Raw genomic sequence first — 25,794 nt, 5'->3', positions numbered from 1 at the left:
GCAAGAGGATAGCCGATGCGCCCGCCGGCCCGGTTCAGGGACCGACCACGTCCCCGTGCATCGGCGCCAGCTGGCGCAGCAGCCGGTTCTGCGCCGCGACCGGCACGCCGCGCCGTTCCATCACCAGGATCAGGTTCTCGACCAGCGCGTTGAACTGCGCCGTGGTGATGCCGCGACCCGCGTGCGCCTCCTCCATCGACAGCCCGTCGTAGCGGCACGGGCCGCCGGAGACGGAGCAGAACTGCGCGATAAGCATGCCGCGCAGGCGCACGACGTTGGCCAGTGCGAACTGGAAATTGATGCGCTCGTCCTCGACGACCACGTCGAGCAGATCGTCGACGATGCCCTCGATGCCGGCCTGCCCGCCGAGTGCGATGTAGACCGAATCGTCGACCTGCACGGGCGCGGGCGATGCCGGACGCGTCACGCAGGCGGAGACGCCGAGGGCCAGCACGCAGGCGGCCAGTACGCCCCGGATGCGCGCGACGGCTGCCATTAGAAACTCGCCTGCACGGACAGGTACGCGCCGCGCTGGCGCTGCAACGTGGCGATGTCACCGAGATCCACCCACGCACCGACGACCGCGACGCGCTTGTTCGGGAACCAGGCCACGAATACGTCGCGCCAGTCGTCCTCGCGGGCGAAACCGAGATTGTCGGGCTTCTGCCGGTATTCGATGCCGACCGCCCAGCGTGGATCCAGCAGGATGGCGGCACTGCCTTCGGCGACGACGCTGTAGCCGGAGCGCCGGTCACCGCCGAACCCGAGCAGGCCGGTCTGGTTGGCGCGCGTCGCGCGCACGGTGCCGCTCAGCAGAAGATTGCGCCCCCCGGCAGCGGCCAGCAGCAGACGGGACGCGCTGACGTAGACATCGACGCCGGTGTCCTCGCGCGCACCGACCAGCGACGGCACCGCGAAATCCAGCTGCCGCTTGGCCTGCACGCCGAGTGCGATCTGCGGGCCGCGCCCGTAGACCAGATCGCCGCGCAGCCGCAGCTTCGCGCCGAGCACGTCCTGGCGGAAGCGCGCGGTCGGCAGCGACAGGGTGTCGCGCAGCGTGTCGAGCGAGAACGTCTGCCGCGCGATCGACAGTTCGAGGCGGTTGTCCCAGCTCCAGGCCGCGCCGATCACGTCGAGCCCGTAATCGGCGGTCCGCACCCCGGTCACGAAGGCGGTACCGCCATGCTGGTCGTCGGTGCCATACCCGGCGAGTACCGCCCAGGGCACGAGCCCGCCGCCTGCGGCGCCCTCGATCTGGCTGGCGCCACCGGTGGCAAGCAGCCGTCCATCTCCCGCATGGCAGGCCAGCGTCGGCAGGCACGCCAGCGCCGCGAGTGCCCACGCGTGCAGAGGCCGCGTCATGCGCCCGCCTGCTCGCGCTGGAACTGCGTGCACCAGGCGACGAAGGCATCGCCCGGCAGCGGTCGCGAGAACAGGTAACCCTGCACCATGTCGCAATGGAGCGCTTCGAGGATCGCCAGACTCTCCGGCCCTTCGACGCCCTCGGCGATGACCTTCAGGCCCATGTTGTGGCCGATCTCGATCGCCGATCGCACGATCACCGCGTCGTCGCTGCCGTTGCCCAGGTCGGAGACGAAGCTCTTGTCGATCTTGATCTCGTCCACCGCCAGGCTGCGCAGCTGCGCGAGCGAGGAATGCCCGGTGCCGAAGTCGTCGATCGACAGCCGCACGCCCTGCCCGCGCAGGCGGTGCATCGTCGCGCGCGCCGCCTCGACGTCGCGCATCACGGTGTGCTCGGTCACTTCCAGCACCAGGCTGGACGACGGCACGCCGTGTGCCTGCAGGCGCCGGGCCACGTAGTCCGGCAACTCGCCGTCGACGAGATCCATCGGCGACAGGTTGACCGCGACGCCTTCGATCAAGCCGTCGGCGATCCACGGCGCCGCCTGGCGCAGGGCCTCGTCGACGACGTGGTGGGTGATCGCGCGGATCATCCCGGAGCGCTCGGCCAACGGGATGAACTCGTCGGGCGTCACGTTGCCGTATTCGGGCGTCGTCCAGCGCAGCAGCGCTTCGACATGCACCACGCGGCGACTGGCGAGTTCGACCTTGGGCTGGAACACCAGACGGAACTGGCGCAGTTCGAGCGCATGGCGCAGCAGGCCCATCAGGCTGACCTGGCGCAGATGGTGCTCGTCGTCGCCGGCGCGATAGACCAGCACGCGCCGGTGTTGCTGCTTGGCTTCGTACATCGCGATGTCGGCGCGCCGCAGCAGCGTCGCCGCGTCGTCGGCATGCTCCGGATAGACCGCGACGCCGATGCTGGCCTCCAGCCTGACCTGGGTGTCGGCCAGCAGGAACGGCGATTCCAGCACCAGGGCGAGCTGGTGCGCGCGCTCGCAGGCCGCATCGGCATCCGCGTCGTCGAGCAGCACCAGGAATTCGTCGCCGCCCAGCCGCGCGAGCAGATCCTCGCCCCGTACCGCCGCGCGCAGACGTTCGGCGACGCCGGTCAGCACAGCATCACCGTAGGCGTGGCCCAGCGAATCGTTGATCTCCTTGAAGCGGTCGAGATCCAGGATCAGGACCGCGCAGTTGCGGCCCTGCTGGCGGGCGCCCTCGATCGTGCGCGCCAGCACGCCGAGCGCATGGCCACGGTTCGGAAGGCCGGTGAGTTCGTCGTGCGTGGCCTGGAAACGGATGCGCGCCTCGCGCTGTCCGATCTCGCGCTGCATCGCATTGAATGCGCCGGCGAGATCGGCGAGTTCGTCGCGGCCGCGCACCGGCAGCGGGTCCGCATAGTCGCCCGCGCCGATGCGCCGCGCGGCATCGGCCAGGCGCTGCACCGGGCGCGCGATCCCCTGCCCCACCAGCACCGCGAGCGCGGCCGCGACGAGCGCGGCGAGACCGGCCAGCCACAGGATCTGGTCGCGCAGCTGGCGATAAGGCGCCAGCGCCTCGTCGAGATCGGCCAGCAGCATCACCCGCACCCGCTGGCCCGAGGCCTGCGCGGCGCTGAAGGTGTGGGAGGCGTAGCGGCGGCCGTCGAGCGCGAGATCGACATCGTCGCCATCGGCCGCGCGGCCGGCGTCGCGGCTGAGGCGCAGGGCCGCGGTCTGGGGGTCGGGCAGGGTCGAAGCCAGTACGCGAACGTGGTCGCCATCGTCCTCGACGAAGACCACCTCCATGCCGACGATTCCGCGGTAGCGTCGCGCCAGGGCCTCGCCGTAATGCAGGCCGACGGCCGCCCAGGCCACACGACGCGGCGCCATCACCGGCACCACCGCCATCAGGAACGGCCGCGCGTCCAGAAGCGCGACACCGGTCGCCCGACCGTCCGCCTCGGCCTGCGCGAGCAGCGGTGCCATCGCACGCGCGGTGTCGGCATCGTCTTCGGGCCCGATCGCCACCTGCACCGCACCGTCCGGCGCCAGCAGCAGGGCCACGTCGGCATCGATCCGCATGCCCTGATTGAGCAGGGCGACCTCGGCCGTCGGCTGGTCACGGGTGGCGACCGCCGCCCGGAACGCGAAATCGTTGGCCAGCACCGAGACCGATTCCTGAAGGCGCTCGGCACTGGCGTCCGCCAACTGCGCCCACACACGTTCGCTGACCCTGAGCTGGTCACCCAACTGCGTGCGTACCGCGCGCTCGGCGGCGACGCCCACGATCCCCAGCGTCGCAATCTGGGTGCCGATCAGCAGCAGCACGAAGCCCAGGACGATGCGCCCGCGGAAGCCGAGACCACGTCTCGGCAGCAGCGCGTCATCCCCCACGCTTGAGGCTCCGGAACCGCTCCTGCAATTGGCGCAGGCGCGCGTCGGCGGGTTGCGGCGCCGTGCGCGCGGCTTCGAGATCCAGCGTGACCCGCTCCACCTGGCCGGCGCCCACCTGCACGCGGCGCGTCACCGGCGCACCGGGGCCGGCGTCGAGGCGTTCGTGCCAGACCTGCAGCGTGTATTCGCCCGCAGGCGCCTTCAGGCGCGCCGCGCCGGCCGCGTCGGTGGTGGCGAAGTACGGCGTGTCGAGCACGACGACGTAGCCGAGCATCCAGTCGTGGATGTTGCAACCCAGCTCGACCACACCCGGCGTTTCGAACACGACCGGCTGGGCCTGGCGACCGCTGTAGAGCGGCAGCTCGAAGCGCTGCGCCGGCGAGAACGAATAGACCTGGTGGCGGAAGTTGTCGCTGTTGGGAAACAGCACCCGGCTGCCGGTGGTCACCGGCAGCACGTGCGGCACGAATTCGGCCTGGCGCTGGTCGATCTCGCCCGCCATCGGACGGACGGCTGCACGCGCGGACGGCGAATGCAGGCTCACCACGGCGCCCGCGAGACGTGCGCCGTCGCCATCCACCGAGACCGTCAGTGTGGCCGCCACTGCACCGTCCATTGCACAGATCGCAAGCGCACACAGACCCCATTGCCCCGCCAGGAGACGCAGTCCGTTCCACGCGATCATTGCCGACACCCCTCGATCACCGCACGCAAGCGGCCCGCGCATTGCACCAGAACCCATGACGCCGCGCCAGCGGCATCGGATCGACGCCGCCCGACTCCGAGGGAACTGAACGCGATCGCGCGGGCGGGCCATCCGGCGCTTGAAACCGGGTGTCGCCGAAGCCGGGCCGCACGTGCGACCGGCTCGGCGGGTGGCACCGCCGCCCGGATACGGAAACGGCGCCCTGCAGGCGCCGTTTCATCGAAGGTGCCAGGCCCGGATCCGGGCAGCCGGCCTTATTTCAGCTTGATCTCGCGCAGCCGCTCCTCGAGATAGCCCTGCGCGGTGATCGCGTCGGGATAGCGGCTCGGATTGTCGGCCGTGACCGTCGACGGCAGCACGTCGATGACGAAGTCCGGATTCGGGTGCAGGAAGAACGGCACCGAATAGCGCGGCTTGCGCGCCTGCTCGCCCGGCGGATTGGTCACGCGGTGCGTGGTCGACGGATACACGTGATTGGTCAGGCGCTGCAGCATGTCGCCGATGTTGACGACGATGGTGTCGGCATCCGAGGTGAAGGGCACCCACTCGCCCTGCTTGGATTTGACTTCCAGACCCGCCGCCGACGCGCCGACCAGCAACGTGATCAGGTTGATGTCCTCGTGCGCGCCGGCGCGCTCGTTCGGAATGTCGTCGGCGGTGATCGGCGGGTAGTGGATCGGGCGCAGGATCGAGTTGCCGAAGTCGGTCTTGTCGACGAAGTAGTCCTCGGGCAGGCCGATGTGCAGCGCCAGCGCGGACAGCACCTTCGAGCCCAGCGCATCGAGCGTCTGGTACAGGCCGTACCCGTGCTCACGGAACCCCGGCACCTCGGTCGGCCACAGGTTCGGCGGCATCACCTCGCGGTACGTGGAGTCGTCCGGAATCTCGCGACCGATGTGCCAGAACTCCTTGAGGTCGAAATGCTGGGCGCCTTTCGCGGTTTCAACGCCGAACGCGGTGTAGCCGCGCGCGCCACCGCCACCCGGCACGTGGTACTGCTTCTTGACGTCTTCGGGCAGCGCGAAGAAGGCCTTGAACACGTCGTAGGCGCCATCGATCTGCGACTGCGCGATGCCGTGGCCGTTGATGCCGGCGAAACCCCATTCGCGGTAGGCGGCGCCGAGTTCGGCGACGAAGGCCTCGCGGTCAGTGTCGAAGCGGCGGATGTCGAGGGTCGGGATACGGGCGGTCATGGGAAAGTCCTGGGAATCAGGCCGCAGCCGCGCGCACGGCGTCGGCCAGCTGGTCGAGGGTCGATTGCATCAGCGCCGCGTCGTCGGCCTCGACCGTGACGCGGACCACGGGCTCGGTGCCCGAAGGCCGCAGGAACGCACGTCCCCGCCCCTGCACTGCGGTCTGCGCCTGCGCCAGCGCGGCCTGCACTGCGGGCGCGTCGGCCGGCTTCGCGTCGCCCGTGTAACGCACGTTGATGGTCTTCTGCGGCACCTTGCCGAAGCCGTGCAGCGCCTCCTGCAGCGACACGCCGCGACGGCGCAGCACCTCGAGCACCTGCAGCGCGCTGATGATGCCGTCGCCGGTGGTTGCCCGGTCCAGGCACAGCAGGTGGCCGGACGTCTCGCCGCCGAGGATGCCGTCGTGTTCGAGCAGCGCCTGGTGCACGTAACGGTCGCCGACCTTGGCGCGCATGAAGCCGATGCCGGCCTCGCCGAAGGCGCGCTCCAGGCCGAAATTGCTCATCAGCGTGCCCACCACCGGCCCGCGCAGGCGGCCCTCGCGCTGCCAGTCGCTGGCCAGCACGTACAGCAGATCGTCGCCGTCGCGCACCACGCCGTCGGCATCGACGAACAGCACGCGGTCGCCGTCGCCGTCGAAGGCGATACCGAGGTTCGCGCCGCTGCGGCTGACGCGCTCGCTCAGGTGCTCGGGATGGGTGGAGCCCACGCCGTCGTTGATGTTGACGCCGTTGGGCTCGGCGCCGATCACCTCGACCTGGGCGCCGAGTTCGCGCAGCACGATCGGGCCGACCTGGTAGGTCGCGCCGTTCGCGCAGTCGACGACGATGCGCATGCCGTCGAGATCGAAGCCGCGCGGCACCGAGGCCTTGCAGGCCTCGACGTAGCGGCCCACCGCGTCACGGGTGCGCACGGCCTTGCCGAGCTTCTCGGAGGCCACGGTGCGGAACGGCTGATCCAGTGCGGCCTCGATCGCGAGTTCGGTCGCGTCGTCGAGCTTCTCGCCCTGCGCGCTGAAGAACTTGATGCCGTTGTCGTGGTGCGGATTGTGCGAGGCGGAGATGACGATGCCGCCATCGGCGCCGAGCGAGCGCGTCAGATGCGCGACGGCAGGCGTCGGCATCGGGCCCATCAGCTGCACGTCGACACCGGCCGCGACCAGACCGGCTTCCAGCGCCGCCTCGAACATGTAGTTCGAGATGCGCGTGTCCTTGCCGATCAGCACCTGCGGGCGCCGCCAGTCGCTGCCTCGGCCACGCAGCGAGTGGCCGTAGGCATTGCCCAAGCGCAGCACGAAGTCGGCCGAGATCGCGCCCTCGCCGACCCGCCCACGGATGCCGTCGGTGCCGAAATAACGACGGCTCATGCGGCCGTGTCCACCATCGGCTGGCGCATCATCATCGCCACCAGGCGCGCGATGCGGTCGCGCAGCTCACGGCGGTCGCAGATCTGGTCGATCGCGCCGTGCTCGAGCAGGAATTCGCTGCGCTGGAAGCCCTCGGGCAGCGTTTCACGCACGGTCTGTTCGATCACGCGCGGACCGGCGAAGCCGATCAGCGCCTCGGGCTCGGCCATGTTGATGTCGCCGAGCATCGCGAACGAGGCCGAGACGCCGCCGGTCGTGGGATGGGTCATCACCGAGATGTAGGGCAGGCCCGCCGCGCGCAGGCGGCCGAGCGCGGCCGAGGTCTTGGCCATCTGCATCAGCGAGAACAGGCTTTCCTGCATGCGCGCGCCGCCGCTGGCGGAGAAGTTCACGAACGGGCTGCCGATCTCCAGCGCGCGCTCCGCGCCGCGAGTGAAACGCTCGCCGACCACCGAGCCCATCGAGCCGCCCATGTAGGCGAAATCGAAGGCCGAGGCGACGATCGGGCGCGCGTGCAGCAGGCCTTCCATGACGACCAGGGCATCGCGCTCGCCGGTGGCGCGCTGCGCCGCCTTGATGCGCTCGGAATACTTCTTCTGGTCCTTGAACTTCAGCACGTCGGTCGGACCGAGCTCGCCGGCGATCTCGCGGCCCGAACCGGCGTCCAGGAACGTCTTCAGCCGCGCGCGCGCGCGGATCGGCCGGTGGAAGGCGCACTTCGGGCAGACCTCGAGGTTCTCCTCCAGCTCCGGCCCGTAGAGGACGGTGCTGCAGCGCTCGCACTTCTCCCACAGCCCCTCGGGGACGCTGCGCTTCTTGACCGCGGCGGCATCGGTGCGGATGCGCGGCGGCATGATCTTCTGCAACCAGGACATGGGCGTGTCTTCTCCCGACGGCCGGTACGGGGCCGTGAAGCGCGGAAGTGTAACCGACCGCCGGGGGCCGCCCGGCGTGCCCGCGGACCCGCAGTCAGCCGGCGTCGAGGGCCGCCCGCAGCGGCGCCAGGAAGGCCTGCGCACGCGCTGCGGCGGCATCGGCGGTGGCCGCACCGTCGAGGGCGTCGACCAGGGCGCTGCCCACCACCACCCCGTCGGCATCGACCGCCATCGCCGCGGCACTCGCGGCATCGCGGATGCCGAAACCGGCGACGACCGGTGCCCGGCTGGCGGCGCGGATCGTGCGCAGGCGGGACGAGGCCTGGGCGGTGTCGAGCCGCTCGGCAGCGCCGGTCACGCCGGCGAAGCTGACGTAGTACAGATAGCCCTGGGCGCCGGCGCACAAGGCTTCGATGCGTGCGTCGGTGGTCGTCGGCGAGGCCAGCAGCACCAGCGCGATGCCGGCGGCGTCGAACGCCACCCGGAACTCGTCGGCCTCCTCCGGCGGCAGGTCGACCAGCAGCACGCCGTCGACCCCGGCCGCAGCCGCCTGCCGTGCGAACGCGTCCGCGCCGCGGATGTCGATCGGATTGAGATAGCCCATCAACACGACGGGTGTGGTGTCGTCCTGGGCGCGGAATGTGCGCACGGCATCGAGCACGTAGGTCATGCCCGCACCCCGCCCCAGCGCGCGCTCGGAACTGCGCTGGATCGTCGGGCCATCGGCCATCGGGTCGGAGAACGGCACGCCGAGCTCGATGACATCGGCGCCGGCCGTGACCAGCGCATGCATCACCGGCACCGTCGCTTCCAGCGATGGATCGCCGGCGGTGAAGAACGGGATCAGGGCCTTGCGGCCGGCAGCGCGGAGTGCGGCGAAGCGGGTGTCGATGCGGTTCATGGGCGTCGGTTGCGATGCAGTGGGGACGGCCGACGCGTGCGACGACCCATCTTCGATATCGGCGGAGACACTCACAGCACGAACCCTTCCCGCTGCGCGATCGTGTGCACGTCCTTGTCGCCGCGGCCGGACAGGTTGGCGAGCACGATCGCGTCCTTCGGCAGCTCGCGCGCGAGCTTGATCGCCTGCGCGATCGCGTGGCTCGATTCGAGCGCGGCGAGGATGCCTTCGGTCTTCGCGAGCTGGTGGAACGCGGCCAGGGCTTCGTCGTCGGTGATGCCGACGTACTGCGCGCGGCCGGCGTCGGCAAGGAAAGAATGCTCGGGTCCGACGCCCGGGTAATCGAGGCCGGCGGAAACCGAATGCGTTTCGGTGATCTGGCCGTCGTCGTCGCAGATCACGTAGGTGCGGTTGCCGTGCAGCACGCCCGGGCGGCCCGCGACGATCGACGCGGCATGGCGACCGGTGTCGACCCCGTCGCCCGCCGCCTCGGCGCCGACGATGCGCACGTCCGGATCGTTGAGGAAGGCATGGAACAGGCCGATCGCGTTGCTGCCGCCGCCGACGCAGGCGGTGATCGCGTCCGGCAGGCGGCCGTATTCGGCCAGCATCTGCGCGCGTGCCTCGCGGCCGACGATCGCATTGAAATCGCGGACCATGCGCGGATACGGGTCGGGGCCGGCCACGGTGCCGATGATGTAGAACGTGTCGCGCACGTTCGACACCCAGTCGCGCATCGCCTCGTTGAGCGCGTCCTTGAGCGTCGCCGAACCCGAGGTCACCGGCACCACCTCCGCGCCGAGCAGGCGCATGCGGTAGACGTTGATCTTCTGCCGCTCGATGTCGGTCGCACCCATGTAGACCACGCACTCCAGACCCAGCCGCGCGGCGACCGTGGCGCTGGCCACGCCGTGCTGGCCGGCGCCGGTCTCGGCGATGATCCGGGTCTTGCCCATGCGGCTGGCGAGCAGCGCCTGGCCGACGGTGTTGTTGATCTTGTGCGCGCCGGTGTGGTTCAGGTCCTCGCGCTTGAGCAGGATGCGCGCGCCGCCGACGGCATCACTGAGCCGCTCGGCGTGGTAGATCGGGCTCGGCCGGCCGACGTAGTGCGCGAGATCCTTGTCGAAGGCCTGCTGGAACGCGGGATCCGCCTTGGCGGTGTCGTAGGCCGCCGCGAGTTCGGCGATCGGCTCCATCAGCGTATCGGCGACGAAGCGTCCACCGTATCGGCCGAAGTGGCCGCTGGCATCGGGATAGGCGTGGTAATCGGAGATCGGCAGTGCGGACATGGCGGTCGACGGCAGACCGTCGCAGGTGCGGGGAGATCTGCACTCTAGCGCACAGGTTGATCCGGCGATAAGCGATAAGATCTGCCTGATTCGTCAGGAAAACTCACATATGTCCGCCGCCGGCCTGCCGCCGCTGAATGCAATCCGCGCCTTCGAAGCCGCGGCCCGGCTGGGCAGTCTCAGCCGCGCTGCCGACGAACTGCACGTCACCCATGGCGCCGTCAGCCGTCAGGTGCGGCTGCTGGAAACGGCGATCGGCACGGCGCTGTTCGAGCGCGCGGGCCGCGGCCTGCGCCTGACCGCCGCGGGGGCGCGTCTGCGTGACGCCGCCGGCGACGCGTTCGATCAACTGCGCAGCGCGATCACCACCATCCAGCGCACCGACGGCGGCAGCGCGCTGGTGCTGGGCTGCCCGGGGAGCCTGCTGGCGCGCTGGATGATTCCGCGGCTGCCGCAGCTGGCCACCGCATTGCCTGCGTTGACCCTGCACCTGTCGCCGCACGAGGGTGCATTCGCGCCGTCCCTGCCCGGCCTCGACGCGGCACTGCTGATCGGCAGCGGGCCGTGGCCGGCCGCGTGGCAGGTGCACCGGCTGGCGGTCGAGCGTATCGGCCCGGTGCTCAGCCCACGCCTGCCCGATGCCGCCCGCATCGCCGCGCTGTCGCCGACCGCGCTGCTGGCCGAGCCGCTGTTGCACACGGCTTCGCGCCCGCAGGCCTGGCCGAGCTGGGCGGCGCGCGCCGGGGCCGCGGGCGTCACGCCGCAGCTGGCGACCGGATTCGAGCATCTGTACTTCCTGCTGGAAGCGGCGACCGCCGGGCTCGGCGTCGCGATCGCACCGCAGGAACTCGTCGCCGACGACGTCGCGGCCGGCCGCCTGCTGGCGCCCTGGGGCTTCGTCGAGACCGATGCGCACTGGGTACTGGCCACACGGCAGGACGCAGCGGATGCGCGTTTCGATCCGCTGGCGGCGTGGCTGCAGTCGCAGTTGGCCTGAAAGGCGGGCGTGCGGTGTCGGGATGCGGTCGCCGCCATCGCCCGCTCCCGCCTGCGACTGCGCTGCGTCAGCCGTGTCATCCGCACCGTGCAGGCGCGCGCTCGCGCGCGGACCGGACGTTCGCTCGAAAAGCGCCATCGCGCGCAAGCGCGCTCCTACGTGGGATGAGTAGAGGCCAACACGCCGCTTCGCAGTCGAACAGGTCGCCTTTGACCGGGACGCGCCATCCACGACCCGTAGGAGCGCGCTCGCGCGCGAACAGGGCTTGCCCGGGAAACCCGACTCGCCAGCGCGCCTAGGCAGAATCGCCCGGGCGCCGCCCCAGATGCATCGGCGCGCTATCGCGGGCCGCGCACCGCGTCGACGAACGCGCGCATCCGCGCGGGATCCTTGATGCCGGGTGCGCGCTCGACGCCGCTGGAGACATCGACGCCGTCCGGACGCGCCGCCGCGATGGCCTGCGCGACGTTGCCGGCGTCGAGGCCGCCCGCGAGCCAGAACGGCCGATCGAGCGCGCGCGGCAAGGCCTGCCAGTCGAAGGTCTGCCCGCCGCCGCCCGGTTCGCCGGCGGCATGACCGTCGAACAGGAACGCCGATGCGCCCGGATAGGCCTGCAACGAGGCGAGCGCGGAGGCCGGGTCGCCGCCCATCGCGATCGCTTTCCAGTACGGCAGGCCGAAGCCCGCGCAGAACGCGTCGGCCTCGTCGCCGTGGAACTGCAGCACGTCGGGCGCGATCGCCGCGACCACCTCGGCGACCACCGGTGCAGGGTCGTCCATCATCAGCGCGATCAGCTGCACCGACGCGGGCACCACGTCGCGCAGCGCGCGCGCGGCCTCGATGTCCAGCCGGCGCGGGCTGCGCGCCGCGAACACGAAGCCGATGCAGTCGACGCCGAGCGCGACCGCGGACGCGATGTCCTCGCGCCGGGTCAGGCCGCAGAACTTGATGCGGGGGGGCGACAGCGCGCTCATGGGGCGAACGTCACTTCGGCCGGCAGCGCCCACTCGGGCGGATACAGCGGCCCGAGAAAGACGAGGCCGGCCGCCGGGGCGGTCGGGCCGGCGCGGCTGCGGTCGCGACCGGCGAGCAGCTCGCCCATCCAGTGTTCGGGCTGCGCACCGGCGCCGATCTCCAGCAGCGAGCCGACGATGTTGCGCACCATGTGATGCAGGAACGCGTTCGCCTGGACCTCGACCACCACTTCGTCGTCGATCCGCTGCACCGAGATCCGATGCAGGTCGCGGCGCGCATGCGGGGCCTGGCAGTGCACGGTGCGGAACGCGGAAAAATCATGCTCGCCGAGCAGCGCCTGCGCCGCGCGGTGCATCGCGTCGGCATCCAGCGGGCGCAGCTCCCAGGACAAGTACTGCCGATGCAGCGCCGGACGCACCGCGCGGTTGAGGATGCGGTAGCGGTACTGACGCGCGCGCGCGGCGAACCGTGCGTTGAACGCGTCGGGCACGGGCTGGCACCAGCGCACACTGACCTGCGGCGGCATCAGCGTGGTCGCACCCAGCATCCACGCCCGCGGCGCGCGCTCGGCATGTGTGTCGAAGTGCACCACCTGGCAGCGCGCATGCACACCGGCGTCGGTGCGCCCCGAGCAGATCGTCACGACCGGGTGGGCGGCGATCCGTGACAGCGCGGTCTCCAGCGCCGCCTGCACCGATTCCTGCCCGCCCGCGCCGGCCTTGCTGAGGCGCTGCCAGCCGAGGAAGCCATTGCCGTCGTATTCGACGCCCAGCGCGATCCGCATCGCCGATCGATCAGTCCAGCGTGCGCAGCAGCCGCGCCGCGTCCGTCGCCGCGCCGGCGTCGTCGCCATCGACGACTTCCTGCAGCAGCGTGCGGGCGGTGTCGGTGTCGCCGAGCTCGAGATAGGCACGCGCCAGCTCCAGGCGCTCGACGCCGACCGGCAGGTCGGCGGGATCCGCCGATGCGGGCGTCGACGCAGCGACGGCCGCGGCCTCGTCATTGACGAAATCCCGCTCAGGCTCAGGCTCGGGCGCTGCCAGCGGCTCGGCCGTCACCGGACGCGGTGCGACCTGGGGCGTGCTGCCGTGACCGGCGTGCCACGTGGGCTTGGCGGATGCCGCTGCCGGCACCGGCGTGTCGGCCGGTGAGGTGTGGGCCGCGGCCGGCGTGGCCACGAACGCGGGCGCCGGCGCCGAACCGGACGACGTCGCGCCGCCCGGCATGCCGGCGGCGAGCGCGGCGCTGTCGAGCCGGCGCGCAGGCACGGCGACCGGCGCACGCGCACGACGCCCGAGGACGAACGCGAGCGCCGCGACGATCAGCAGGCCCACACCGAGCCACAGCCAGGGGATCGAGGCCGCAGCGGTGGCCTGCTGCTGGTTGCTGACCTCCATGCGTTGCTGCGCGGCCGCGAGTTCGGCGTCCTTGAGCGCGATCAGCTGCTGCTGTTGCGCCTGCAGCTGTTCCAGATCGGCCAGTCGCGCCTTGAGCTCCTCGACCTCCGCAGTGCGCGCGGCGATCGATTCGTTGGCCTGTTGCAGTTCCTGACGCAGCATGTCCCCTCCACCCCCGGCATCGATACCGGATTGCGTGCCCGCACGCTGGGCGTCGCCCGACGGCGGCGTGATCTCGAGCCGGGCCTGGGCACCGCCGGCCGGCGACGCGGCCGCTGCAGGCCGCTCGCTCGCGACCGCATCGGCGGTGACACCCTCCGGCTGCGGCGCGGGCCGGCGCATCTCCCGCCACTGGCCCACCTGCTCGCGCACGACGGCATTGGCCTCGGCCGTGCTGAATTCGGTCCACTGGTCCTGCGCCGGCATCCGCAGCACCGCGCCCTGGCGCACCAGGTTGAGGTTGCCACCTATGAAGGCCTCCGGATTGGTCCGCAGCAGCAGCACCATCGCCTGGTTGACGGTGATGCCCGCCTCGGCGGCCAGCGGCGCGGCGATCGCCGACAGGGTCTGCCCGGCCTGGACCGGCGGAAGCTCGCCTGCCGCCATCGGCGCCTGTGCCGCCGGACGGGCCGCTGGCGCGGCGGGCGCCTGCGTGGCGACGGCCTCGGAGGGCGCGGCCGCCTCGCGCGCGGACTCCGCGACCGGCGTCGGCGCGGCCGTCGGCGTGCGGACGATGCTCGTCGGCGGCGCGACCACCGGCGCCTCGATCGACGGCTGTGCCGGCGCGGCCAGGGTATCGGGCACGGCGACCAGCGCCGAATACTCGCGCACCAGCCGCCCCTGCCCCCAGTCGACCTCGACCAGGAACGTCAGCGACTCCTGGGTCACCGGCGAAGCGCTGGTGACCCGGATGACCGGACGTCCGCGCGGGTCCAGCGCGACACTGAACTGCAGATCCGACACCAACCCCTGCGGCGGCTCCAGGCCGATCCGCGCGAACGTCTCGGGCGAGGCCAGACGCGCCTGCAGCTCACGCAGCTCGGCCGGGTCGCTGGAGACGATCGGAATCTCGGCCAGCAACGGCTGGCCCTGCTGCGAACGCACCTCGATGCGCCCGAGCCCCAACGCGAGCACGGGGCTGGCGACGGCCAGCAACAGCCCGGCCAGCAGCAGGCGCTGCACGATACGCACGATGGTGGTTCCCCTGATCATCCGGCGACTGTAGCGGCGCGGCATCCCGATCCGCAACGATCAGCCCTCGGCCGCGACCAGTTCGGCGACCTGCACTGCGTTGAGCGCGGCGCCCTTGCGGATGTTGTCGGCGACGATCCACAGGTTCAGCCCGTTCGGGTGCGAGAGGTCCTCGCGGATGCGGCCGACGAAGACCGGATCGCGACCCGAGGCATGCGTGACCGGGGTCGGATAGCCGCCGGCGGCGCGCTCGTCGACGACTTCGACGCCCGGCGCGGCCGCCAGCAGCGCGCGCGCCTCGTCGACGCTGATTTTCTCGCGCAGTTCGACCGCGACCGATTCCGAATGGCCGTAGAACACCGGCACGCGCACCGCGGTCGGGTTCACCAGGATGCTGTCGTCGCCGAGGATCTTGTGCGTCTCCCAGACCAGCTTCATCTCTTCCTTGGTGAAGCCGTTCTCCAAGAAGGCGTCGATCTGCGGGATCAGGTTGAACGCGATCTGCACCGGAAACTTCTGCGGATCGATCTCGCGGAAATTCAGCAAATCGCCGGTCTGGCGGCCGAGCTCTTCCATCGCCGAACGCCCTGCGCCCGAGACCGACTGGTAGGTCGACACGTTGATGCGCACGATGCCCGCCTTGCGGTGCAGCGGCGCGAGCGCGACCAGCATCTGCATCGTCGAGCAGTTGGGATTGGCGATGATGCCGCGCGGACGCTTGCGCGCCGCTTCGGGATTGACCTCGCTGATCACCAGCGGCACGTCGTCGTCGTAGCGGAACGCCGAGCTGTTGTCGATGACGACGGCGCCGGCCGCGGCGAACGTCGGCGCGTAGGCCTTGCTGGTGTCGCCGCCGGCGGAAAACAGGGCGATGTCGATGCCGGCGGGATCGAAGGTGGCGAGATCCTGCACGACGATGTCGTCGTCGCCGAACTTCACGGTGCTGCCGGCCGAGCGCGCGCTGGCGAGCGGCACGAGTTCGGAGACGGGGAAATCACGCTCGGCGAGGATCGACAGCATGGTCTCGCCGACGGCGCCGGTGGCACCGACGACGGCAACGCGGAAACGGCGGGGCTGGGAACTGGACATTCAATACGTCTCGAAAAGAATTCTGGATGTGGGCCGCGCGTGGCGCGGGCGCTGCACAGCTGGGGCTTCGGGGAACCGCCCGCCCTGACGCTCAGGCGGTTCCCGGACGTTTCGCGGATTTTCCGTCGTTCGCGGCTGGCGCGATCACGCTCGGCGGATGCCCGGCATCCGGGCCCGCGCCGAGCGCGGCGATCAAGTTGTCGACGGCGAGTGCGACCATCGCGCGGCGCGTGGCGAGGCTGCCGCTGGCGATGTGCGGGGTGAGCACGATGTTGTCGAGCGCCAGCAGCCGCGGATCGACCGTCGGTTCGCCTTCGAACACGTCGAGCGCAGCCGACGCCAGACGGCCGCTGCCCAGCGCATCGGCCAGCGCGGCTTCATCGACGATGCCACCGCGCGCGATGTTGGTCAGCGTCGCGGTCGATTTCATCTTCGCCAGTGCGGCAGCGTCGACGATGTGGTGGCTGGCGGACGAGTACGGCAGCACGAGGACCAGATGATCGGCCTGCGCGAGGAGCGTGTCGAAATCGACATACGACGCGTTGAATTCGCGCTCGACATCGGCCGGCAGGCGGCTGCGGTTGTGGTAGACCACGCGCATGTCGAAGCCGGACGCGCGTTTCGCGATGCCCTGCCCGATCCGGCCCATGCCGAGAATGCCCAGCGTGCTGCCGTGCAGATCGGCGCCGAGCAGGCCCTTGAAGTTCCAGCCCTGCCACCGGCCGGCGCGCAGGTGGCGCTCGGCCTCGGTGACGCGGCGCGCAGCGGCCATCATCAGTGCGAAGCCGAAATCGGCCGTGGTCTCGGTCAACACGTCGGGCGTGTTGGTCGCGACGATGTCGCGCGCCTGCAGCGCATCGATGTCGAGATTGTTGTAGCCGACGCCGACGTTGGCGATCGCGCGCAGCTTTGACGCGCCCGCAACTTCGTCGCTGCCGATGCGCTCGTTGAGCGTCACCAGCGCGCCGTCGGCCTCGCGCAACGCGTCGGCGATCGCGGACGTGTCGTGCTCGCTGACGACCGGCACCTGCACCACATCGAAATGCGCGTGCAGGCGCTCGACGATGTCGTCGAACAGCGGCTGCGACACCCAGACCTTCGGGCGCGGCTCAGCCATCGATGCGTCCCGGAATCCGCGGCGTCACGGCGCCGACATCGCCGCATTGGGCGCGATGGCGCAGCGCCTGGTCCATCAGCACCAGCGCCAGCATCGCCTCGCAGATCGGCGTCGCGCGGATGCCGACGCAGGGGTCGTGGCGACCGGTGGTGACCACTTCGACGGTGTTGCCGTCGGTGTCCAGGCCATCGGCCGGCAGGCGCAGGCTGGACGTCGGCTTGAACGCCGTCGACACCACGACCTGCTGGCCGGTGCTGATGCCGCCGAGTACGCCGCCGGCGTGATTGGACGCGAAGCCGGCGCGCGTCATCAGGTCGCGATGTTCGCTGCCCTTCTGCGCAATCGAGGCGAAGCCGGCGCCGATCTCGACGCCCTTGACCGCATTGATCGACATCATTGCCGCGGCGAGATCGCCGTCGAGCTTGCCGTAGACCGGCTCGCCCCAGCCCGGCGGCACGCCGTCGGCCACGGCGGTCACGCGCGCGCCGACGGAATCGCCGGACTTGCGCAGCGCGTCCATGTAGATCTCGAGTTCCGGTACCTGCGCGGCGTCGGGCCAGAAGAATGGATTGGATTCGACCACGTCCCAGTCGATCGCGGCGCTGTCGAACTGCGCCGGCACGATGTCGCCGAGCTGCGACAGGTAGCCGTGCACGCGCACGCCGTAGCGATCGCTCAGCCATTTCTTGGCGATCACCGCCGCGGCGACACGCATCGTGGTTTCGCGCGCCGACGAGCGACCGCCGCCGCGCGGATCGCGGATGCCGTACTTCTGCCAGTAGGCGTAGTCGGCATGCCCGGGCCGGAACTGCTGGGCGATGTTGCCGTAGTCCTTGCTGCGCGCATCGGTGTTGCGGATCAGCAGCGCGATCGGCGTGCCCGTGGTCAGGCCCTCAAAGACGCCGCTGAGGATTTCGACGTCGTCGGCCTCGCGCCGCGCCGAGGTGTGCCGGGTCTTGCCGGTCGCGCGCCGCGCGAGATCCTCGGCGAAATCCTCGACCGCGAGCGCGATGCCCGGCGGGCATCCGTCGACCACACAGCCGATTGCCGGCCCGTGACTTTCGCCGAAGGTCGTGACGGTGAACAGTTGGCCGAAGCTGTTGCTGGACATGGGCAGGCGTCGAGGCGACGCGGCACGAAACGCGGGCCGGCAAGCTTAACGCGACCAGGCCGCGCGTGGAGGCCCGGTTACAGGGCGAACCGTCGGCATCACGGCGCCGTTCCGATGCCGCCACCGTAGGAGCGCGCTTGTGCTCGCATCCCCTTCCGAGGGCGCGCGAAGGGACTTTCCCGAGCACAGCCCTTCGCGCGCAAGCGCGCTCCTACAGGGGAGGACCTGGACGGTCTCAGAACAACCCAGCGCCCGCGCTTCCGGTCGCCGCCACCGCCGCCGAGGCCTTGCCCTCGCGCTCGGCCGCCAGCTGGGTGATGCGCGCGCTGTGCGTGACCAGGTCGTGGCGTTCGACGACGAAGATGCCCATCTGGCCGACCTGGAACTCGATCCACATCAGCGGCAGTTCCGGCAACAGCTTGATCAGGTGCTGCTCGGATTCGCCCACCTCGCAGATGAGCAGGCCGTCCTCGGTCAGGTGCAGCGGCGCGTCGCGCAGGATCTTCAGCACGAGGTCGAGGCCGTCGTCGCCGGCGCGCAGGCCCATCTCGGGCTCGTAGGAATACTCCTGCGGCAGCGCGTCGGTCTCGTCGTTGGTGACGTAGGGCGGATTGGTGACGATCAGGTCGTAGTGCTCGCCCTGCAGCCCGTCGAACAGGTCGGACTTGAGGAAGCGCGTATTGCGCACCTCGAGCCGCCGCTCGTTCTCGGCGGCCAGGGCCAGGGCCTCGTCGCTGAGATCCACACCGTCGACGTGCCAGTCCGGATTGTGATGCGCCATCGCGATCGCGATGCAGCCCGAACCGGTGCACAGGTCCAGCGCGCGCCGCACCTCGCGGCCGCCGAGCCAGGGCTCGAAGCCGGACAGGATCAGCTCGGCGATCGGCGAGCGCGGCACCAGCGCGCGGGCATCGGACTTGAAGCTCAGGCCGGCGAACCAGGCCTCGCCGGTCAGATACGCCGCCGGCACGCGTTCCTCGATGCGGCGCAGGAACAGGCCCAGCACGTCTTCCTTCTCCGCCAGCGTGACGCGCGACTGGCCGTACACCGGGCTCAGGTCGTGCGGCAGGTGCAGCGCGTGCAGGGTGAGCTGGGTGGCCTCGTCGATCGCGTTGTCGTAGCTGTGGCCGAAGGTCAGCCCGGCGGCGTTGAAGCGGCTGGCGCCGTAGCGGATCAGGTCGACGATGGTCTGCAGTTCTTCGGTCATGGCGCGCGCGGGCTCGGGGACGGCGTGTTGGCCGCGGATTATAGGTCAGCGCCGGAAACTGCTCCGGATCGGGCATCGCGCGCTGGCTTCGACGGTGCGTCACGCGCGGATCCGCCGATGACCACGCGTATCCCGGTGTCGCGCGCGTCGCGGCCAGCCCGCCGCCGTCGGCGGCAACCGCCTCCAGCGACCGTCACACGGCGTCCGAGGTCGCCGGGCCACGGGCGGTGCCGGCACGCCGGGTATCATGGCCGGCACCCGACACGGAACCGGCGATGTTCAACCGCACCACGCTCGTCATTCTCTGCATCGCACTGGCCGGCGGCCTCGGCCTGCTCGCGGCCCAGCGGTATTTCGTCGCCGCGCCCGCCGGCGCGCAGCCCGAACTCGAGGCCGTGCAGCTGTATCCGCAGCCGCGCGAGATTCCCGGCTTCGCGCTTCAGCAGTCCGACGGCACGCAGCTGCTGCCCGGCGAACTCGCCGGCCACTGGACACTGGTGTTCATCGGCTTCACCCATTGCCCGGACATCTGTCCGATGACGCTGACCCATCTGGCGCAGGCCCAGCGCACGTGGGAAGCGCTGCCCGAGGCGACCCGCCCGCGCGTGCTGTTCGTCTCCGTCGATCCCGAACGCGACACGCCGGAGCGCCTCGGCGACTACGCCCACGCGTTCCATCGCGACACGCTGGCCGCGACGGCCGACGTGCCCGCGCTGGAGGCCTTCACGCGTTCGCTGTCGATGGTGTTCGCCCGTGTGCCGCTGGACGACGCCGCGCCCGAAGGCGCCTACACCATCGACCACAGCGCGTCGCTGGCAGTGCTCGACCCGCAGGGCCGCATGGCCGGCGTGGTCTCGGGCCGGGTGCTCAACGCCGAAACGCCGCAGCCGGAGGCGATCGCCGCCGATCTGGCCCGGCTGACCGCGGAGTCGCGCCCATGAGCCTCGTCACCACGCTGACCTACGCGCTGCCGCACCGCACCCTGTCGTCGCTGGCGCGGCGGCTGGCGTACTCGCAGAACCCGCGCACGCGGCGCTGGCTGATCGACACCGTCGTGCGCCGCTTCGGCGTGGACCTGTCGGAAGCGGCGGATGCCGACCCCGCGTCCTACGCCAGCTTCAATGCCTTCTTCACCCGCGCACTGCGCGAGGGCGCGCGTGTGCCCGATCCCGATCCCAGCGCGCTGCTGATGCCGGCCGACGGCCACATCAGCCAGTGCGGCCCGATCGAGGCCGGCCGCATCTTCCAGGCCAAGGGCCAGTCGTTCACCGTGGCCGAGCTGCTCGGCGACGCGGCTGACGCGGCGCCGTATCTCGACGGCAGTTTCGCCACGGTCTACCTCTCCCCGCGCGACTACCACCGCGTGCACATGCCCTGGACCGGCACCCTGCGGGAAACCGTGCACGTGCCGGGCCGTCTCTTCAGCGTGGGCACCGCGGCGGTGGCGAAGGTGCCGCGGCTGTTCGCACGCAACGAGCGCCTGGTCTGCCATTTCGACACCGACTTCGGCCCGATGGTCCAGGTGATGGTCGGCGCGCTGCTGGTCTCGGGTGTGGAAACGGTGTGGAGCGGCGAGGAGATTCCCGCCTACGGCGACCGCATCCAGCGCAAGGACTACCGCGGCCGCGCCATCACGCTGCAGCGGTTCGAGGAGATGGCGCGCTTCAACTACGGCTCGACGGTCGTGGTGTTGCTGCCCAGGGGCGTGGCCGAGCTCGACCCGTCCCTGCACGCGGAATCACCGGTGCGGCTCGGCCAGGCACTGGCCCGGCGCACGGCGGCCTGACGCAACGCCGGCGCGCGCGGGTGCGCAGCGCCGGCATGCAGTTCCAGGCGTCGAAGCGGTCGCCGATTGGTCCCGGGTGCGGTCGAGGACAGGCGCGTCCTGTCACCGGTGGCCGTCTCTCTGAACAGGCCCGGATGATTCCTCGGCGTTGCACTCCGTGTCGTGCCGCGAACGCCGCGCGCTACCCCGGGCGAGTGCCGGCGCGTCAATGCACGTGCGCCGTCCCTCCCGCCTGCCTCCGGGAAAGCCGCACCCGATGCGAACCGGTACGCCCAACGCAGCCGCGCCCGCGCCTGAGCAGGGCGTGGCGCACCGGGCGTGCGTTGGGGGCGGCGCAGCGGGGGCGCGTGGCGCGCGTCAACGCTGCAGCGCGCGGTCCTGGACTAGCGTGTGCAGCCTTCCAGCGTCAGCGACTGGCCCTGCCGCACCGCATACGCCGGTGCCCGCAGATTGTTCGCACGCCCCAGTGCGGCGACATCGCAGCCGTAACGCTGGGCGATCGCGCCGAGGGTTTCGCCGCGGGCGACGCGGTGGGTGCGCGCGGGTGCAGGCGCAGCCTGCGGCGGACGCGGCGCGGCCGGGGCGGGTGCGATCGCGGCCGGCGGCACGTCGCCGGTTGCCGGCAGCACTTCGATCGCGCCGGTGCGCACGATCGCCGCGCGCGGATCGCTGTTGACCAGTTGCGCCGCCAGATCGGCCCGCGCGCCGCGCGCACACCACTGCCGGTACAGGCCGGCCATGCGCACCGTGCCGTTGAGCGTGGTGCCTGCCGGAATCAGCGTCTCCGCCTCGTAGCTGGGATTGAGGTTGCGCAGCGCGCGCATGTAGCCGTCGCGGGTGTTGCCGTTGCCGAGGCAGATCGTCAGCTCGTAGACCGATGCGGGACGCTCCAGCGTGAACGTCGCGGGACGGGTGTCGACGCGCGGGAAGGTCAGGCCGTATTCCTCCGGATGCAGGTACAGCCAGGCCGCGGCGATCACCATCGGCACGTAGTCCTTGGTTTCGGCCGGGAACTGGTTGTAGATGTCGGGATCCCAGAACCGCCGGCCGTTGGCCTCGCGGTAGATCCGCAGCGCACGACCCTCGCCGCCGTTGTAGGCGGCCAGCCAGTATTCGATCTCGTTGCCGTGCTGGGCGAAGCGTTCGTTGAGGTAGACCGCGGCGGCGTCGGCGGCCAGACGCGGGTCGTAACGCGTATCGAAGCCGGTGCCATCCGGCCCGAGGCCGAAGCGGCGACCGGTCGCCGGCATGAACTGCAGCGGCCCGGCGGCGCCGGCGCGCGAGCGCGCATGCACGCGGCCATTGGATTCCTTGGCCAGGATGCCGAACAGCAGCGCCTCGGGCAGGCCGCTGCGCTTGAACGCCGGTGACATCAGGTGCTGCATGTACTGGTAGTTCTCGTGGCTGGTGATCAGCGACACGCGCATGTCGGTGAGCCAGCGCCGGATCGAGGCCTGCACCGCGGGATTGAGCTCGACCATGCGCTTGAAGCGCTCGTCCTCGGTCAGCAGTGCAGCCGCACTGGCCGCGGCCGGCACGTCGGCGGTGGGCAGCGCGCCTTCCTCCAGAAGCGCGGGATCGCTGCCGTCGGCGCCCTGCCCGGCCTGGGCATCGGCATCGGCCTTGAGCAGGCGCTTGTAGGTCGTCAACAGCTGCGACACGCTGCAGCTGCGCTGGCGCTCACAGGCCAGGATCACGTCCTCCATGTCTTCGAGCGCCGCATTGCTCGCGTCCAGGCCCGCGGGATCGTCGTTGGCGATCTGCACCAGCGCCTGGCGATAGCGCGCTTCGGCGTCGACCATGCGCTGCTCCAGCGCGTCGTTGGCCTCCCGGTCGCGGCGCGACTGCGCGTTCGCATCGGTGGCGTGGCAGCCGAGGGCCAGCACGAGCGCGGACGCACCGAGTCGGACGATCAGGGAAGCGGGCATGGGCATCGGCACGGGGTCCTGCGAACGGGGCACGCAGGGTAGCCCCCGCCGTCGAAAGGGGGCAAGGCGCGTGGCAGCACGCAGTCGCTAGAATCGCGCCATCTGTTTCCCTGGACCACGCACATGGATCCGATCCTCGTCGGCAAGGCCGTCACCACACCGGACGCGGGCCAGGTGCACCTGCTGCCGCGGCTCGCCAACCGGCACGGTCTGGTGGCCGGCGCCACCGGCACCGGAAAGACGGTCACGCTGATGACGCTGGCCGAGGGCTTCTCGCGGATCGGCGTGCCGGTGTTCATGGCCGACGTGAAAGGCGACGTGGCCGGCCTCGCAGTGCCGGGCGAGGCCTCCGAACGCGTGCTGCAGCGCGCGGCGGAGCTCGGCGTTGCCGGCTATGCGCCCGAGGCCAGCCCGGTCGTGTTCTGGGACCTGTTCGGCGTCTCCGGCCATCCGGTGCGCACGACGGTCAGCGAGATGGGTCCGACGCTGCTGGCGCGCATCCTCGAACTCAACGACACCCAGTCGGGCGTGCTCGACATCGTGTTCAAGCTCGCCGACGACCGCGGCCTGCTGCTGCTCGACCTCGACGACCTGCGCGCGCTGCTGGCGCTGGTGGCCGAGGAGCGCAAGACCGTCTCCACCGAATACGGCCTGGTCAGCGCGCCGTCGATCGCGGCGATCCAGCGTGCCCTGCTGCGCCTGGACCAGGATGGCGGCACGCAATTCTTCGGCGAACCGGCGCTCGAGCTCGCCGATCTGATGCGCACCCGCACCGACGGCCGCGGCGTGATCGGCATCCTCGCTGCCGACCGGCTGGTGCTCAAACCGCGGCTGTACGCGACCTTCCTGCTGTGGCTGCTGTCGCAGTTCTACGAAACCCTCCCCGAGGTCGGCGATCTCGATCGGCCCAAGCTGGTGTTCGTGTTCGACGAGGCCCACCTGCTGTTCGGCGACGCACCGGCGGCGCTGCAGCAGCGCATCGAACAGGTGGTGCGGCTGGTGCGCTCCAAGGGCGTGGGCGTGTACTTCTGCTCGCAGTTCCCCGACGACGTGCCCGACGCCGTACTCGGCCAGCTCGGCAACCGCGTGCAGCACGCCCTGCGCGCCTACACGCCGCGCGACCAGAAGGCCGTGCGCACGGCCGCGCAGACCTTCGTCGCCAATCCCGCGCTCGACGTCGCTGCCACGATCGCCACGCTGGGCACAGGCGAGGCGCTGGTGTCGATGCTGCAGGACAAGGGCGTGCCGATGCCGGTCGAGCGGGTGCTGATCGCGCCGCCGCGGTGCCGCATGGGCGCGATCAGCGATGCCGAACGCGCGACGGTGCGTGCCGGCAGTCCGGTGGGCGCGAAGTACGACACCGCGATCAACCGCGAATCGGCGGCCGAACGGCTGGCGCAGCGCGCCGAAGCCGGCGCCGTCGACGCCCCCCCTGCGAAGGGCCGAAGCGCGGGTACACAGGCGGCATCGAACGAAGGCGGCATCGGCCGCATGGTCAACGAGTTCCTGTTCGGCACCAGCCGGCGCCAGGGCGCAGTGCAGGCCGCCGGCAAGCAGGCGGTGCGCACGGTGACCAACCGGATCATGCGCAACATCCTCGGCGGGATCCGGCTGAAATGAGCACCTGCCCGGTTCCCGGCTCCGCCTGCCAGGTGGCGCGCATGCGCGGCCCGAAGTGCGTTCGCAGCGCGTGCATGCGGCGTGTCCTGCGTGCTGCCACGTGCCCTCCGGCAGCGTGCGCGACGGGGCTCGCACCGCGTCGGGTTCGCAGATGAGCCGCTGGCGACCGCCCGCAGAGAAAAGCACGGCGCTGATCACGCCCGACGGGCATGCACGACTGAAGGCCGAACTCGACGATCTGTGGCGCGTGCGCCGGCCCGACGTCGTGCGTGCGCTGTCGGCCGCGGCCGCCGAGGGCGACCGCTCGGAGAACGCCGAATACACCTATCGCAAGAAGCAGCTGGGCGAGATCGACCGCCGCGTGCGGTATCTGAGCAAGCGGCTGGAGGCGCTGCGCGTGGTCGACACCGCACCGTCCGATCCGGACGCGGTGTTCTTCGGCGCGCACGTCGAGCTGGAAGACGTCGACAGCGGTGAATGCAGCCGCTACCGCATCGTCGGCCCGGACGAGACCGATGCCCGGCTCGGCTGGATCAGCATCGATTCGCCGCTGGCCCGCGCGCTGCTGAAGAAGCGCGTCGACGACGAATTCCCGGTCGAACTGCCCGGCGGCCCGCGGGTCTTCGCGGTGCTGGCGGTGGAGTACGGCGCCGGGTGAACGTGGGCACGCACGGAAGGCGCCACCGGTCGCATGCCCTTCCCTCCGTTCTGGCGGCGCTGCTCGCCTGCGGCGTGTCGGCCTGCACGCAGGACCTCGCACACGACGCGCCGTCCGCACGCGGCGCCGCCGCAGCCGGGGCGCATGCGGCGACCGGATCCGATGCGCACGCGCATGCACATGCAGCGCTCGCGCAGCGCCTGCGCGGCTTTCCGATCGAACGCGGACCACCGCCGCGCAGCCCCCGGGCCGCCGACGACGAACGGTTTCGGCTGGGCGCGTTCTGGCGCGCGCGCAGCGATACCCATCAGTTCGGCCCGGACTTCGCCGCGCGGGCCGATGCGGTTCTCGCGCTCGCCGGCGACACCCCGGCGGATGCCGCGTTGCGGACGCTGCGCGAGGTCGTCGCGGCCCGCCTGCCGGCCTGGCAATCGCTGGTCGACTACAACGCCTCCGGCCGCATGCGTGACGACGGCGGCGACGGCGGCCGAGAACGGCTGCCCGGTGCGATCGCCGCACTCGATGCGATCGAAGCGGCGGTCTGGACCTATCTCGATGCCGTCGATGCCGAAGCCGGGAGCGAAGAGGCTGCCTCCCGCTGAAGCGGCGCTCCCTGCAGCCACTCGAGGCGCATGGCCACGTACAAGGTCA

23 protein-coding genes are annotated in these 25,794 nt (G+C 71.0%); 6 read left to right on the top strand and 17 right to left on the bottom strand.

The genetic code is table 11. The features are described 5' to 3' along the window. Positions 1-34: 34 nt before the first annotated feature. The 9 genes from ACF3M1_RS05800 to trpB all read right to left on the bottom strand — a co-directional run bounded on the left by ACF3M1_RS05800 (position 35) and on the right by trpB (position 10,067). A complete protein-coding gene (locus ACF3M1_RS05800) occupies positions 35-496 on the bottom strand; it encodes a group 1 truncated hemoglobin (protein WP_394004657.1) in 462 nt (153 codons plus the stop codon). Beyond that, positions 496-1,362, bottom strand: coding sequence for a DUF3034 family protein (locus ACF3M1_RS05795; RefSeq protein ID WP_394004656.1), 867 nt, complete (start codon positions 1,360-1,362; stop codon positions 496-498). The genes ACF3M1_RS05800 and ACF3M1_RS05795 overlap by 1 nt, the downstream gene beginning before the upstream one ends. Continuing rightward, positions 1,359-3,737 (bottom strand): putative bifunctional diguanylate cyclase/phosphodiesterase, encoded by a 2,379-nt coding sequence (locus ACF3M1_RS05790; RefSeq protein WP_394004655.1) that lies wholly within the window; start codon positions 3,735-3,737, stop codon positions 1,359-1,361. Before ACF3M1_RS05790 ends, ACF3M1_RS05795 begins: the two co-directional genes overlap by 4 nt. Beyond that, complete coding sequence (locus tag ACF3M1_RS05785; protein ID WP_394004654.1) at positions 3,727-4,422, bottom strand: methylamine utilization protein; 696 nt, start codon at positions 4,420-4,422, stop codon at positions 3,727-3,729. The genes ACF3M1_RS05790 and ACF3M1_RS05785 overlap by 11 nt, the downstream gene beginning before the upstream one ends. Before the next feature lie 275 nt (positions 4,423-4,697). Continuing rightward, positions 4,698-5,636, bottom strand: a complete 939-nt coding sequence (locus ACF3M1_RS05780; protein WP_394004653.1) for an isopenicillin N synthase family dioxygenase — start codon at positions 5,634-5,636, stop codon at positions 4,698-4,700. A 16-nt stretch (positions 5,637-5,652) separates the two neighbouring features. Further along, the gene (glmM, locus tag ACF3M1_RS05775; RefSeq protein ID WP_394004652.1) at positions 5,653-7,002 is read right to left on the bottom strand and encodes a phosphoglucosamine mutase; all 1,350 of its coding nucleotides are present in this window, start codon (positions 7,000-7,002) and stop codon (positions 5,653-5,655) included. After that, positions 6,999-7,877, bottom strand: coding sequence for an acetyl-CoA carboxylase, carboxyltransferase subunit beta (gene accD, locus ACF3M1_RS05770; protein ID WP_394004651.1), 879 nt, complete (start codon positions 7,875-7,877; stop codon positions 6,999-7,001). The genes glmM and accD overlap by 4 nt, the downstream gene beginning before the upstream one ends. 94 nt (positions 7,878-7,971) lie before the next feature. Beyond that, positions 7,972-8,778 carry a tryptophan synthase subunit alpha gene (gene trpA / locus ACF3M1_RS05765; RefSeq protein WP_394004650.1) on the bottom strand — a complete coding sequence of 269 codons (807 nt, stop codon included), beginning with the start codon at positions 8,776-8,778 and terminating at the stop codon, positions 7,972-7,974. Between the two features lie 71 nt (positions 8,779-8,849). Then, entirely contained in the window at positions 8,850-10,067 is a 1,218-nt protein-coding gene (gene trpB / locus ACF3M1_RS05760; protein ID WP_394004649.1) for a tryptophan synthase subunit beta, read from the bottom strand. 109 nt (positions 10,068-10,176) lie between these two features. Here trpB and ACF3M1_RS05755 point away from each other — a divergent pair, with 109 nt between their 5' ends. Beyond that, positions 10,177-11,064, top strand: coding sequence for a LysR family transcriptional regulator (locus tag ACF3M1_RS05755; protein WP_394004648.1), 888 nt, complete (start codon positions 10,177-10,179; stop codon positions 11,062-11,064). Positions 11,065-11,402: 338 nt separating this feature from the next. Here ACF3M1_RS05755 and ACF3M1_RS05750 read toward each other — a convergent pair whose 3' ends face one another. From ACF3M1_RS05750 to prmB, 7 genes are all read right to left on the bottom strand, one after another. Continuing rightward, a complete protein-coding gene (locus ACF3M1_RS05750) occupies positions 11,403-12,038 on the bottom strand; it encodes a phosphoribosylanthranilate isomerase (RefSeq protein WP_394004647.1) in 636 nt (211 codons plus the stop codon). After that, complete coding sequence (gene truA / locus ACF3M1_RS05745) at positions 12,035-12,823, bottom strand: tRNA pseudouridine(38-40) synthase TruA (RefSeq protein ID WP_394004646.1); 789 nt, start codon at positions 12,821-12,823, stop codon at positions 12,035-12,037. The genes ACF3M1_RS05750 and truA overlap by 4 nt, the downstream gene beginning before the upstream one ends. A 10-nt stretch (positions 12,824-12,833) precedes the next feature. Next, entirely contained in the window at positions 12,834-14,648 is a 1,815-nt protein-coding gene (locus ACF3M1_RS05740) for a FimV family protein (protein WP_394004645.1), read from the bottom strand. 39 nt (positions 14,649-14,687) lie between these two features. Continuing rightward, positions 14,688-15,716, bottom strand: a complete 1,029-nt coding sequence (locus ACF3M1_RS05735; RefSeq protein ID WP_394004644.1) for an aspartate-semialdehyde dehydrogenase — start codon at positions 15,714-15,716, stop codon at positions 14,688-14,690. 91 nt (positions 15,717-15,807) lie between these two features. After that, a complete protein-coding gene (locus tag ACF3M1_RS05730) occupies positions 15,808-16,833 on the bottom strand; it encodes a 2-hydroxyacid dehydrogenase (protein WP_394004643.1) in 1,026 nt (341 codons plus the stop codon). After that, complete coding sequence (aroC, locus tag ACF3M1_RS05725) at positions 16,826-17,944, bottom strand: chorismate synthase (protein ID WP_394004642.1); 1,119 nt, start codon at positions 17,942-17,944, stop codon at positions 16,826-16,828. The genes ACF3M1_RS05730 and aroC overlap by 8 nt, the downstream gene beginning before the upstream one ends. Positions 17,945-18,179: 235 nt before the next feature. Further along, positions 18,180-19,151 (bottom strand): 50S ribosomal protein L3 N(5)-glutamine methyltransferase, encoded by a 972-nt coding sequence (gene prmB / locus ACF3M1_RS05720; RefSeq protein ID WP_394004641.1) that lies wholly within the window; start codon positions 19,149-19,151, stop codon positions 18,180-18,182. A gap of 275 nt (positions 19,152-19,426) precedes the next feature. Here prmB and ACF3M1_RS05715 point away from each other — a divergent pair, with 275 nt between their 5' ends. Continuing rightward, positions 19,427-20,092 (top strand): SCO family protein, encoded by a 666-nt coding sequence (locus ACF3M1_RS05715; protein ID WP_394004640.1) that lies wholly within the window; start codon positions 19,427-19,429, stop codon positions 20,090-20,092. Further along, a complete protein-coding gene (gene asd / locus ACF3M1_RS05710; RefSeq protein ID WP_394004639.1) occupies positions 20,089-20,937 on the top strand; it encodes an archaetidylserine decarboxylase in 849 nt (282 codons plus the stop codon). The genes ACF3M1_RS05715 and asd overlap by 4 nt, the downstream gene beginning before the upstream one ends. A gap of 383 nt (positions 20,938-21,320) precedes the next feature. Here asd and ACF3M1_RS05705 read toward each other — a convergent pair whose 3' ends face one another. Next, on the bottom strand, positions 21,321-22,865 hold the full coding sequence (locus tag ACF3M1_RS05705; protein ID WP_394004638.1) for a transglycosylase SLT domain-containing protein: 1,545 nt from the start codon (positions 22,863-22,865) through the stop codon (positions 21,321-21,323). 123 nt (positions 22,866-22,988) lie between these two features. Between ACF3M1_RS05705 and ACF3M1_RS05700 the strand changes: the two genes are divergently transcribed. The 3 genes from ACF3M1_RS05700 (at position 22,989) to ACF3M1_RS05690 (ending at position 25,745) form a co-directional block, all read left to right on the top strand. Beyond that, positions 22,989-24,485, top strand: coding sequence for a helicase HerA-like domain-containing protein (locus ACF3M1_RS05700; protein ID WP_394004637.1), 1,497 nt, complete (start codon positions 22,989-22,991; stop codon positions 24,483-24,485). A 151-nt stretch (positions 24,486-24,636) separates the two neighbouring features. Further along, the gene (gene greB, locus ACF3M1_RS05695; protein ID WP_394004636.1) at positions 24,637-25,143 is read left to right on the top strand and encodes a transcription elongation factor GreB; all 507 of its coding nucleotides are present in this window, start codon (positions 24,637-24,639) and stop codon (positions 25,141-25,143) included. Positions 25,144-25,217: 74 nt separating this feature from the next. After that, entirely contained in the window at positions 25,218-25,745 is a 528-nt protein-coding gene (locus tag ACF3M1_RS05690) for a hypothetical protein (RefSeq protein WP_394004635.1), read from the top strand. Positions 25,746-25,794 lie beyond the last annotated feature (49 nt).

The organism is Luteimonas sp. WGS1318 (assembly GCF_043187535.1).
In the GTDB taxonomy this organism is placed as follows: domain Bacteria; phylum Pseudomonadota; class Gammaproteobacteria; order Xanthomonadales; family Xanthomonadaceae; genus Luteimonas.
This window is presented reverse-complemented; position numbering and strand designations above follow the sequence as displayed.